The sequence below is a fragment of the Bdellovibrio sp. SBM16 genome (assembly GCF_056175625.1).
On the sequence record NZ_JBJKJG010000001.1, the window covers coordinates 56,246 to 68,418 of the forward strand.

Annotated in this window: 9 protein-coding genes; 4 read left to right on the forward strand and 5 right to left on the reverse strand. The window is 43.1% G+C overall.

What is annotated here, in order from left to right:
* The gene (locus tag AC04MM_RS00250) at positions 1-1,029 is read left to right on the forward strand and encodes a glycosyltransferase family protein (protein ID WP_475378306.1); all 1,029 of its coding nucleotides are present in this window, start codon (positions 1-3) and stop codon (positions 1,027-1,029) included.
* Here the strand turns inward: AC04MM_RS00250 and AC04MM_RS00255 are convergent.
* The 4 genes from AC04MM_RS00255 to AC04MM_RS00270 form a co-directional block, all read right to left on the reverse strand.
* The gene (locus AC04MM_RS00255) at positions 1,015-6,579 is read right to left on the reverse strand and encodes an NHL repeat-containing protein (RefSeq protein WP_475378307.1); all 5,565 of its coding nucleotides are present in this window, start codon (positions 6,577-6,579) and stop codon (positions 1,015-1,017) included. The two genes, AC04MM_RS00250 and AC04MM_RS00255, sit on opposite strands and share 15 nt — an antisense overlap.
* A 71-nt stretch (positions 6,580-6,650) precedes the next feature.
* A complete protein-coding gene (locus AC04MM_RS00260; protein ID WP_475378308.1) occupies positions 6,651-7,688 on the reverse strand; it encodes an aminopeptidase in 1,038 nt (345 codons plus the stop codon).
* 2 nt (positions 7,689-7,690) lie between these two features.
* Positions 7,691-8,245, reverse strand: coding sequence for an outer membrane beta-barrel protein (locus AC04MM_RS00265; protein ID WP_475378309.1), 555 nt, complete (start codon positions 8,243-8,245; stop codon positions 7,691-7,693).
* A 40-nt stretch (positions 8,246-8,285) separates the two neighbouring features.
* Complete coding sequence (locus AC04MM_RS00270; RefSeq protein ID WP_475378310.1) at positions 8,286-9,056, reverse strand: energy transducer TonB family protein; 771 nt, start codon at positions 9,054-9,056, stop codon at positions 8,286-8,288.
* Between the two features lie 177 nt (positions 9,057-9,233).
* Between AC04MM_RS00270 and AC04MM_RS00275 the strand changes: the two genes are divergently transcribed.
* The 3 genes from AC04MM_RS00275 (at position 9,234) to AC04MM_RS00285 (ending at position 11,680) form a co-directional block, all read left to right on the forward strand.
* On the forward strand, positions 9,234-9,758 hold the full coding sequence (locus AC04MM_RS00275; protein WP_475378311.1) for a PilZ domain-containing protein: 525 nt from the start codon (positions 9,234-9,236) through the stop codon (positions 9,756-9,758).
* 107 nt (positions 9,759-9,865) lie between these two features.
* Entirely contained in the window at positions 9,866-11,203 is a 1,338-nt protein-coding gene (locus AC04MM_RS00280) for a PhoH family protein (RefSeq protein ID WP_475378312.1), read from the forward strand.
* 9 nt (positions 11,204-11,212) lie between these two features.
* Positions 11,213-11,680 (forward strand): MaoC family dehydratase, encoded by a 468-nt coding sequence (locus AC04MM_RS00285; protein ID WP_475378313.1) that lies wholly within the window; start codon positions 11,213-11,215, stop codon positions 11,678-11,680.
* 10 nt (positions 11,681-11,690) lie between these two features.
* Here AC04MM_RS00285 and AC04MM_RS00290 read toward each other — a convergent pair whose 3' ends face one another.
* Positions 11,691-12,131 (reverse strand): MarR family winged helix-turn-helix transcriptional regulator, encoded by a 441-nt coding sequence (locus AC04MM_RS00290; protein WP_475378314.1) that lies wholly within the window; start codon positions 12,129-12,131, stop codon positions 11,691-11,693.
* Positions 12,132-12,173: the final 42 nt, after the last annotated feature.

The window sequence follows — 12,173 nt, forward strand, 5'->3', positions numbered from 1 at the left end:
ATGGCTTCATCTCGCATGAAATCAGTCTTGCTGGTTGAGCTGAGCACTTCGCACACCGAAATTATTGAACCTTTTGTGCGTGCGCTGCAAGGGTGCCGAGTCGATATTGCGATACCTGAGGCCGGTTATAATAAAATGCCGCAGCTAAAACTTTTTCGTCATGTGCATCTGATCAATGAAAAGATCGGCTGGAAACAAGCAGGCGAACTGATCAATGCCAGTCACTACGATTTAATTGTTTACAATTCAGCTCAGGGTAAGAACATCCGCAATCTGGTGGTTAAAACATTTTTTAACAAAACACCGGTGGTCGGTTTTCACCATAACCCGATCAGCCTTGTTAAAAGCTTTACCCAGAAATTTATCAATATCAAAGTTAAGAATTATCTGGTGCTGGCAGATTTTAATAAAGACTATGTCGTGCGGCATGGATTTGCGCCTGAGAAAGTCGAAGCCTTTTACCCAGTGACTGTGGCCATGCCGGTTGATTTTGCAAATAACAAACTAATTGCAATTCCCGGGGTGTTAGAACAGGACCGCAGGGATTATTTTGGCCTGATAGATATGGTCAAAAAAGATGCGAAAGCTTTTAAAGGTTACCAGTTCTCGTTGTTAGGCAACAGTCAGACACATGACGGCCCGAAAATTAAAACATTGGTGCGCGAGGCTGGGCTTGAAAGCTATTTCAAGTTTTATGATGGCTATGTGCCGGATGAGACATTAGAAGAAGAGTTGCAGGCCGCCAAATTTGTTATGCCGCTGATGCATCCGAATAACCGTTATTTTGATGTGTATTTAAAAACGAAAATCTCTGGCGCATACAATCTGGCGTATGCGTATCAGTTGCCGTTACTGATGCATGAAGCATTTAAAGAGGTCAAAGAATTCGACACCAACTGTGTATTCTACAGCCTCGACAACCTGGCCGATAAAATGAAATCTCAAGTTGAGTTAGACCGCAAGTTTTATACGAAGTTTTCTCCGGGCGTGCAGTCGCACAATCTGATGCGATTTTTATTCGGTGTTTAAGTTGATTTTGAGTACACGATGGTTGTTTGTATCTGTAATACACAGATTACTTCCGCAGGCAGAAATGCCTTTAGGTCTAGCTAAAGAGTAGCCCGAGATTTCGTTCTGATTAGCCGTGACACTCAATTTGCTGTTTTGACCAATAATATGTGTCGATTTTTGATTGTTCGTTGTGGGTATAGAATCCCACACCTGAATACGGCTATTCACGTTTTCAGAGATGTAAAGTCGATTATTGAGTATGGCAAGACCCTGAGGTGAATTCATTCGTGAGTCTCCACTGGACGGACTGCCCGTGTTCATGTCGGGTTGGCCGATGACAGTGTCTGCAGGTGTACCGCTCAATGTCGGGATTGTGTTCCATACGAGCACGCGGTGATTTCCGCTATCTGCAACAATAAGTGTGCCTGAACTAATAAGCACGGCGGTGGGATTGTTTAGAGTAAATTCTGAACGGCCGCCGTTGTTAGCCGTGTTAGTCGTAAATAAGTTTTGTCCTAAAACCACATCGGCAGCTTGTTTGTTGCTGGTAGGTATCGTGTTCCAAATTAAAACTCGACGGTTAGAAGAGTCTGTCGCGACCAAAATATTTCCGTCAGAAGCTAAAGCCGTTGGTCGATTTAAACTGGTGCTACTCACGCCGCCATTATTTGCAGTATTTGTCGTAAAGAGACTTTGTCCCAAGACGACATCTGCACTTTGGTTGTTTGCTGTTGGTATTGAATTCCAGATCAAGATTCGATTGTTAATGTTGTCTGCAACAAGTAATTTACTTCCGACAATAATTGCATGCGTTGGTATATTTAAACTTGACTGAGAAACAGCACCTGTCGTGGATGAGCCATCAGGTTGACCTATAATAATAGCAGCAGTGCCGCTAACTTCATCGTTATTCCACATCAGCACGCGGTTATTGGAGCTATCAGCGACCAGGCTATGGCTGTTGTTTGTAAAGACTGAACTTGGATCACGAAGGGTATTCGCTGTCACAGCAGTTGGTGCGATACGATTTACTGAACTCTCTGCAAAGGCAGGTTGACCTAGAACATAATCTGCCGCAGAGCCATGACTTACAGGCAGTGTATTTCTTACGCTGATGCGATGGTTAGTACTTTCAGAGATAAAGAGTTTACTGGCGGCATAAGCTATACCCCAGGGTGCATTTGTTGCAGCCGATGCGGTGCCCGTTGAAGCAGAGCTAAAGTTAGCCTGGCCAATAACAATATCTGCGGCTTGTCGTTGTAGTGTAGGAAACGTATTCCATACCAAGTTCCGATGATTGATATTATCACTCACAAATAAGCGCGTATTGTCTGTGGCTAAGTACACCGGCCTATTGAGGGTAAGTGCCGATGTTCCACCATTGTTGGCTGTGCCTGAAGCTAAATCTGGCTGCCCTAATGAAAGGTCTGCAGATTGAGAGTTTATTGTAGGTATATTATTCCAGATTAAAACCCGGTTGTTGTTATAATCTGCAACAGCAAGTTTGTTAGTACCAAATGTAACTAAACCATAAGGTGAATTTAACGTTGCTCCACTGATGCCGCCATTGTTGACTGTGCTTGAAGAAAAATTAGGCTGTCCCAAGACCAAATTCGCGGGTTGTTTATTCTGGGTTGGCAAACTATCCCACATCAGTACGCGGTTGTTGGAGTTGTCGCTTACAAAAAATTGTTGATTATTATAGGTTAAAGCTGCGGGAAAGTTTAATGTTCCGGAAGAAATGCCGCCGTTGTTCGCTGTATTTGTCGTAAAGTCTGTTTGACCCAAAACAAGGTCTGCACTTTGACCGTTGACTGTAGGAATTGTATTCCAGATCAATACTCTATGGTTTGCAGAGTCCGCTACAACAAGTTTATTACCCATAAATTTAACATCATTCGGAGAATTCAGAGTCGACGCGGTCGGTGAAGCTAAGCCTTTATTGGCGCTGATACTTAAAAGAGTATCTTGTCCTAGGACTAAATCGGGAAGTTGTTGAAAGGTTGTCGGTAATGAATTCCAGATCAGTACACGGTTATTGCTGTAATCGGCTAATGCTAAGCGCGTGCCATCACTGTCAACTCCGCGTGGTGTATTAAAACCATATTGCGCAGAAAAAATAGTGCTGCTATTGATCTGGCCTAAAACGCCTAAGAAATTTTGTTGTACCGAAAGTAGCCTAGGGGTTTGATTAACATTGCCCACAGAGTCTTTATTCCAAATACGCAGAAAATGAATATTTTGAGTGGTTGTCGCGGTTGCATAGGTAAACGCTGAGGCCGCTGTTGAACACGTTTGCCAGCCTGCAGCCCCAGGTAATGGCGCTGTGTCAGTTTCGTTAATAAACAATGCTTGTGTATCATTACAATCTGCGGCAGTAAATTTAAACGTCGACTTTGTGCCGACATACTTTTCACTGATAGCCAGGATAGGTACAGCCGCCGGCGGTGTACGATCGATAGTGACTGTCATAGACGTGTAGTTTGCAGATACAAGACCCGCTAAATCTTTTTGCCAGACATAAAATGTGTATGTGCCATCAGTTAGATTCGCCGGAATTTCAAATGCATTTGCCGTGGGTGCGCAAATCTGCCAGCTGTTGTCGTTTGCTGTGGGTTTGGTTGGTGAAGTCGAAGTGTAAAACGCAGCTGAATTATTGCAATGCCCTGAGTAGTTGGTAAACGTTCCTGAAGTTGCATTCGTAGCTCCCGTTAAATTTGATCCAATGGTAGGGGTTGTAGGGTTTGAATGTTTATAAATAACTGAAACTTTACCTTGAACAACAGGATTAAAAATACCTTGATCATCTTTGTACCAGTAGTACAGATGACGCAAACCTTCTTCATTAGAAACTAACGTATGGCGAAGAGCAGATTTAGTTGTCGTGCAATTTGACCAGCCAGAACTGTTTTCATCTGGCATATCTGTGCTTTCGGTAAATAGAATTTTTGAAATATGTTGGCATGTTCTCGCGGTAAAATTGAATGTTTTGTTTGAACTCACTTGAACTTGCGAAAGTAAAATATTGGGGTAAGGTGTTACACTGATGCGTGCATTGTCGGCAATAAATAAGCGATATCCATCTGAATAAATACTTTTAATATCGTTATAAATATAGGGGTCAGGTGTAAAAGCTTTTTTCACGGCGTAGACCGAAGATAAATCAATACCAAAGACAGCATCGGCTTCTTGAAAATTTGTGGTTGGCCATGAATTCCAAATTTTTAACTGGGCGTGGCCACCGCCAATACTGGCCATTAAGTTGGTTCCGTCAGAGTAAAAACTTGACGGGAATGAATCAAATTTACGCAAAGAATCCTGATAGCCGTAGTTTGTTGTGCTGATAAAATCAGCCTGCCCTAAAACTAAGTGTGCTGGCTGATTGTAACTCGTGGGTATGGTATTCCAAATCAGTGCTCTGTAATTGTTTTCACCAATAATGAATTTTGAGCCTGCAAAAAGAACAGAGCCAGGCTGATTCATGCTGGAAGCACTGATACCTTGAAAATTCACAGTTTTCGTTGATTCTGAGTTTTGTCCAAGGATTACATCTGAGGGCTGTTTGTTATAAGTTGGAATCGAATTCCAAATTTGCACACGGTGATTATCATCATCGGCTACCGCCAGACGCGTGCCATCTGTAGTTATCTGCCCAATCGTACTAAAAGTTGATGAGGTCACCGGGGTATTTATCATGGTTGTAAAATCCGCTTGCCCGAGAACTACGTCTGCACTCTGTCCGTTTTGGGTCGGAAATGTATTCCATTTCAGTACGCGGTAATTTTTACGATCAGCTACAAATACGGCGCCACTCGCAGTCGATGTGACTGAAATAGGGTAAGAAAGCGTCGAAGCTGAGCGACTCACGTTTTGATTGGCTTTTGTACTGACAAAATCAGTCTGGCCTAAAACCAGATCTGCCGCTTGGTTATTTGTTTGTGGGTTATTCCAGATAAGAACCCTGTTCTTTTCAGGGTCTGCTGCCAGAATTTTAGATCCCTGCACATGTATGTAGGGCTCTAAAGTCGCTGCAGCACCGTTGCCGGGATTATTCGTTTCATTTGAAATCATATCTGGCTGACCGATTACGACATCGGCGCTGGCGTGGTTAGTTGTGGGTATAGAGTTAAAGACGAGAACACGATTATTATTGGCATCAGCCACAACAAGTTTGTTGCCGGCTATCGTAGCTTTTATAGGGCTATAGAGTGATTTTGCCGATACGCCCCCATTGTTTATCGCATTAGAGGTAAAGTCGGGCTGGCCAACGACAACATCCGCAGGTTGTTTATTGCTGGTTGGTAAGTTATTCCAAACTAGCACACGCTGGTTGTTATAATCAGTTACTACTAATTTCGTGCCGGAAACTGAAGCGGCAGTCGGGCCATGAAGTGAGCTAGCGCTGAGGCCTCCTTGATTGGCTTGGTTTGTTGTAAAGTCGTTTTGTCCAAGCACTAAATCTGGCAGCTGACCGGATACTGTAGGAAACGTGTTCCAGATCAAAACGCGATTGTTGAGATAATCTGCCACAATTAAGTTTGTACCATTAGAATCAAAATTCATTGGCCGGCTCATGGTGGCCGTTGAGGCGGTGTTGGTCGTCATCGTAGATTGTCCGAGAACAATGTCAGCAGGCTGGCTGTTCTGGGTTGGCACGTTATTCCAAATCAAGATGCGGTTATTGTATGAGTCGCTCACAAGAAATTTATTTCCGACAAAGTAAACGTGGTAGGGGCGATATAAGCTTTGTGCTGTTACGCCAAAATAATTTTGTTGGGCCGAAATAAAATTAGGTTGTCCGAGCACAACGTCTGCTGCAGCAAAGTTTTGACTTGGTATAGAGTTAAAAATAAGCACACGATGATTCATATGGTCAGCAACGGCAAACTTGCTTCCGTTGCTATGAACACCGAGCGGTTCGTTAAACGTTTCAGGGCCAAGTCCAGCAAAATTTTGACCGACGGTTGTAAGCCCGGTTTGTCCTAAAACCAAATCCGGTTTTGCTTGATTGCTGGTCGGAATAGAATTGTATTTTAAGACACGGTTATTGGCATAATCAGAAAACCATAATGAAGTGCCATCAAAAAACGGGTAATAAGGACGATTTAAACCAAAGACAACATGTTTTGGTAAACCATCACTCGTACCTAAAAAAAACTCCGGCGCGTAAGTGATATTTAAAGTCCGTACCGGGTTGGGATTTACGACATTGTTTTTCTGTGCAAAAACATAAATCGTTTTGGGGCCAACAGATGAATTGCGAAGTTGATAGTTGAAATCGTTAGAACTGTTAATGCAGTTTTCCCAGCCGATATCAATGGTTTCGGGCGGAGTGGCATTTTCAGAAATGTAAATTTGACTTATGCCTTCACAGGATGTGAGACGAATGGTGATATTCTTTGTTTTTGTAATTAACGGTGTCGCCAAGTAGGCTATCGGAGGAGCTGCCTGTTGAGTAGATTCTAAGTTGACAATGGTGCTTAAACCAGCGAAAGGTGAACAAGATGTCCCCCATACGACATATAAAATCGCGATTACAATCTGGATTAATTTGGTTACACACAACACGACACTATATCGGTAGTAAACTAAAACTACAGTAGTGCTAAGGTTGTCTCAGATTGATATTTGTGCGTCTTTTAAATGGAATTTATAAGTGTTTTGAGGTCGGCCGCCGGATCGTCGGATTTTTCTAGCGTTTTTACTTTTTCGATGAATTGATCCATGTTTTCGCCGCATTGAGCATAAAGCTTTTCGAAATCGCTCAAGTCTTCCATGTAGGTGCGCAGTAAACCAAGAGTTGCATTGTTCATCGTTTCAGTTAAAAACCGGCTATAGCTCGCGGCTTTCATTTTAGGGCTCAACTGCGTTCTAAAAGCTTCTTTGATCTTTGCAAACTGTTCTTGCCGCAGTTTTTCGTTTTGTTCAGAGTTAGATTTATACCAGCTCTCGAGCTGTCTGATCTGTTCAGAGATAAAAGCAGCAAAAAGCTTATCATCCTCGTACTCGGCCAAGATGGTTTTAAGAGTTGGCGAGTCTGCACCTTCATGTTTTTTATAGAACATTTCAGTGCCTTTGTTGCCGATAAACACCGCCAGACGTTCATTAAAATCAGCGTTGTTTTTGATGTAGATCGTGGTGTGGACGATTTCGTGGATAATCGTATTTACCAAATCATGGTCTTTATAACGAAGCATCGACGATAACACTGAATCTTTAAACCAACCAAGAGTTGAGTAGGCCGATACGCCGCGCACATTTGTGTCTAAGCCCTGTTTTTGTAAATCTTTGGCTTCTTCTTTGGCCTCTTCTTCGCTGAAAAAACCTTTGTACGGCATTTTACCAATGATCGGGTAAGACCATTGGTAGTTTTTGAGTTCCCATTTGTAAGCGGCATTGACCACCCAGGTTACATAGGGACGTTTAAGATCAATGTAGGTGTCGTAATTTTTAGTCTGTTTTAAATGTAAATCATTAAAAGCAAACTCACGCGCGGCTTGGCTTAAACGGAGTTTACTTTTTTGCGCTTCGGTGAGCGCGCTGTCGCCGAGGGCTTCGTGTACGGGCACGCGGTCAGCCATCATTGAAAACTGGTTTTTGGCTGACTTAAAATAATAGCCAAGCTGGCAGCTTGAAAGAAGCAGAATAGTAAAAGCAAGCAGGGTGGTTTGTATCATGATTATAAAAACCAGTTAAGTCCCGCTTTAAAGGCGGTATCTTCGGTTTTGGTGCCGTCATCCATCGGCGTTTTCCATATGTCGTAACCTAAGCGAATCGAAAATTTTTCAGTCAGTTTATATTTTAATCCCACACCGTAACTTGGGGCTACGCCATCTTTGGTGGGAATCTCATAGGCGTTGGCGTTCTGGTATTTGATCAACGCTTTTTTGGTAATGTAGGCTGCCCCACCTTTGATGTAAGGCTGAAAATCACTGCGCTGGTCAGTTAAAATAAAAATCAAATCGGTGCCTGCAATATTTGACGTCTGCTGGATCACCCGTTGTGAAGTGACATCGTTTTCCTGATTTTCGTAAAACGATTCGGTGTAACTCAGCTCTAACGCGATTTTTTCAAAGAGATAAAATGACAATGATGCGGATTTGGTTTCAGATTGGTAGTAGTTGGTCGCATTAAAATTTTTCTTTGAAAAACCGTAACTTAAACCGATCTCGGTGGTCATGGCCTGGGCGGTGAAATGTGCGAAAATAAGAGTGAAAAATAGTACTGATTTCATTCCTCTATTTTATCTGAAAACCGGGGCTGTGGCTGTGCTCTCAGTTCACGATAACGCGAATTCTGTACCTAAGACGAACGCGACCACCGTCAGACTGGACTTTGGCTTTGGGTGGATTCGGAAAAAACTTCGCATTTTTAAACGCGTAGATACCCGCTTCATCAAACGGTTTAAAACCAGAGCTCTGCATGATCAGGCCTTCTTGATAAAGACCTGTTTGATCAAGCCAGATTTCAACCTCGGTCGTCCAGGCTTTGCCAGCGAGGGTTTTGTAAACATCGGTCGGCATTCGGGCAAACAGCGCATCTAAACGCTCGGCCCACCGCGGGTAAAATAAACTTAAAATGCGGCTGTAAAACGACGCATAGATGTGGGCATCGGCATTTAAATTGGTGGCAGAGCCACTCTGAATTTCGCGGGGTAACTCATAGGGTACTGTCGATTCCTGCACCCGCGCCATTTGCTGCTGCATCTCCTGATGTAGGGCTTTGGCAAACTCAGGCACATCGCCATCTTCGTGACTTGCCGGATTTTTTTGTGCTGGTTGGTTTTGGGCGGAGTTTGCTTTCTGTTGGCCGCGCGAAGGATCGCGGTTTTCAAAAGCTCCGAGCTTTGAAGCGCGGGTTTGTTTTTCAAAACGCTGGTTTTTCTCGGCTATAAACTGCGCCGGATCGGACATGTCTTTTGGTTCTGGTGTGTTCGAATTTTTAACCACCGGTTTTTCGAAGTTATTATTGCGTTTTTCCTGCGGTTTTTCTTCGACGACTTCGATGATTGTCTCACTCGACGTAGGTCTGGTCAGTGCTGGCAAATGCCAGACCCCTTGGTACATCAGAAAGTGTATAAACAGACTAAGCGCTGTCAGCGCCGTTAAACGCAACATAATGCTTTAAACTGTATCATTTCTGGATCTCAAGTTAAGACAATTTTTTGCCGATAGGAGTAGTGCATATAGGTAGGGGAAGCTTTGTGACCCCAGGGGGATAAAATGGCAAAAGTGATCGATATTACGCCACGTCTGAAAACAGTAAATACAACAAATACTCACGAAATCGGTGGTAGCGATCAAAAACTGCTTAATATGCAGGAACTTAAAGGCAAGTTTCAGCCAATTATTCTAAAAGAACGCCGTCAGGTTGAGCGTACGATTTTATCTGACTTAATTAGTGGCATGTTGGTGTTGCCGGAAAAAGGTTTATACAAAGTTTCGATGTACGATATTTCGGGCGATGGTTTATCTTTTACTTTAGATAAACATATGGGGTCGTTCCAAGTGGGCGAAGAGATCGCATTACGTGTTTACCTTAACTCTAAAACTTACTTTCCTTTACATGTAAAAGTGAAGCACGCGACGTACGATGCACAAGAAGAAGTGGTTCGTCACGGTGTGGAGTACATGAAGGGATCTGCGACAGATGTTGCGCTTCAGCATTTTGTGAACTTCATTATTTCATTAAACGAAGGTTTACAAATCGACGACGGCGATCTGCTTGCCGGCCCGTCGCTGGCGTAAAATTAACAAAAATATTTTTTAATTTTCTTTACACTGAAGTCTGACTGATGTGCAATTTATGTAGGTGCTCGTCTGCGAGCGCCGGTCATAATTCCACGGAGGTCGAATTGAGTTCTAATCCTACACCAGCAGCCAAAACTAAACGCCGTAAAATTGTTTTAGACACGAATGTCATTCTATTTGATGCTTTCGCGTTACTAAAATTCGGTGATGCTGATTTACATATTCCGTTTGCCGTTATCGAAGAAGTCGATAAGTTCAAACGTGACCAGGGTGAGAACGGTCGAAACGCGCGTCAATTCAGCCGCTTTGTCGATGTCTTAAGATCAAAAGGTAATTTAGCTCAGGGTGTGCAGATCGATAACCACGAAACTATCGTGTACATCACAACAGACATGATGATGGCCGGAGTTCCTGCCGAATTGGATCAGAACAAAGCCGATAACCGTATTTTAAGTACGGCCTTAGCTCTGCAAAAACAGCATCCGCGCGCAAAAGTAGAGTTGATTTCTAAAGACATTAACTTACGTATCAAAGCCGATGTTTACGGCATTAATGCCAAAGATTACGATAACTCTGATGTGAACCAGGATGATCTTTACGAAGGTTATCTAGAGATCGAAGTAAAGCCCAACGACATCGATACTTTTTACCGCGAGAAAAAATTCGTTCCGGATGTAAAATTATACTCTAACCAGTACGTGATTTTAAAAGATGCTTCTAATCCGAATCATTCGGCCATTGGCCGTTTTTCGGGTATCGAAAAAGCCATTGTGCCGTTAATCAATCCGCCGGATTCGATCTGGGGAATTCATGCCCGTAACGTCGAGCAAAGTTTTGCTCTTGATGCTTTGTTAAACGACGAAATGATGATGGTTTCACTGGTTGGTAAAGCGGGTACGGGTAAAACCCTGTTAGCGATTGCAGCGGGTTTATTTAAAACTTTAGATGAAGGTCGTTTTCAGCGTTTATTAGTATCGCGCCCGATCTTTCCGATGGGTCGTGATATCGGTTATTTACCGGGTGATATCGAGCAAAAATTAAATCCGTGGATGCAGCCGATTTTTGATAACGTAGAATTTTTAATGGGTGCTGATAAAAAAGCTGCAGGCCGTGCCCAAGAGCTGATCAACCAAGGTATGCTGAATATCGAGCCACTTACGTATATCCGTGGCCGCAGTATTCCTAAGCAGTACTTGATCGTTGATGAGGCGCAGAACTTAACTCCGCACGAGATTAAAACGATTATTACCCGTGCTGGTCGCGGTACTAAGGTGATTTTAACCGGTGACGTCTATCAGATCGATAATCCGTACGTAGATTCAGCGAACTCTGGATTAACTCACGCAGTGGAAAGATTTAAAGGTCAGAATATTGCGGCCCATGTCACACTGACTAAAGGTGAGCGTTCTGAGCTTGCAGAATTAGCGGCAAATATTCTATAACTAGTTGCTATGTCATCATCAAAATTTTTAGAAGAAGAAAACGCAAGACAACAACAAAAAGACGTCGGCTACAAAGCCGTCGTCAAACAGGTTATTACCGACAAAATGGTTCGCCAGTTTGCCGAAGTGTCTGGTGATTTTAATCCGATCCATCTTGATGATGAGTACGCTAAAACGACTATTTTCAAACAACGTATCGCGCACGGGATGATCTTGGGCGCGATCATTTCTCGCTGTTTAAATACGGCAATTGGCACCGGCGGTATTTACCGCGGCCAAACGTTAAAATTTTACAACCCGGTATTTATCGACGACGAAATCACTTTTGAACTAACGATCACCAAATTACACCGTAGCCGTGGTTTAGGAGTAATTGAAACGATTGCCAAAAAGGCTAACGGTGATGTTGTTGCTAAAGGTGAAGCCACCATCGTGATGGCGGCCAATGTCGCTGGTAGCGAAGCCGGCGCTCAATAGTATAGATTTCTTATTTTTTTAATTGAGCTTCCAGATTTTTAAGAATCAGGCGAACACCATCGCGGATTTCAACGAATCTATCCATTGAAACATCAAGTTTACAGAACATTTCAAGGCCGACATCTTTGGCTTTGCTTTCCATGTCTTCGCCTTTTTTTGTAAGCTTGATAAAAATTTCGCGTCCGTCAGTGGCAGATTTTCTTTTGCTAATCAATTTTTCTTCAATCAGGCGATTAATCAACGGGGTCAGTGTTCCCGAATCTAAGAGTAAACGGTCGCCGAGCTGTTTGAGTGAAACATTGTTTTTCTCCCACAGCAGGGTCATGACAAGAAACTGCAAATAGGTCAGCTTCAGCTTTTTAAGTGGTCCTGCATAGGCCTGCCCCATAAGCCTTGAGGCAGTATATAGGTTAAAACACAGAGCTTGCTCAATTTGGATTCGTTCTGACATGCGGCTAGATATATCAAAAGGACCCTGTAAAACAATCAAAAT

Coding starts and splice junctions, on each gene's coding strand:
- AC04MM_RS00250 (WP_475378306.1), top strand. CDS start 1: ATGGCTTCATCTCGCATGAAATCAGTCTTGCTGGTTGAGCTGAGCACT.
- AC04MM_RS00260 (WP_475378308.1), bottom strand. CDS start 7,688: ATGATACAAACCACCCTGCTTGCTTTTACTATTCTGCTTCTTTCAAGC.
- AC04MM_RS00265 (WP_475378309.1), bottom strand. CDS start 8,245: ATGAAATCAGTACTATTTTTCACTCTTATTTTCGCACATTTCACCGCC.
- AC04MM_RS00275 (WP_475378311.1), top strand. CDS start 9,234: ATGGCAAAAGTGATCGATATTACGCCACGTCTGAAAACAGTAAATACA.
- AC04MM_RS00285 (WP_475378313.1), top strand. CDS start 11,213: ATGTCATCATCAAAATTTTTAGAAGAAGAAAACGCAAGACAACAACAA.
- AC04MM_RS00290 (WP_475378314.1), bottom strand. CDS start 12,131: ATGTCAGAACGAATCCAAATTGAGCAAGCTCTGTGTTTTAACCTATAT.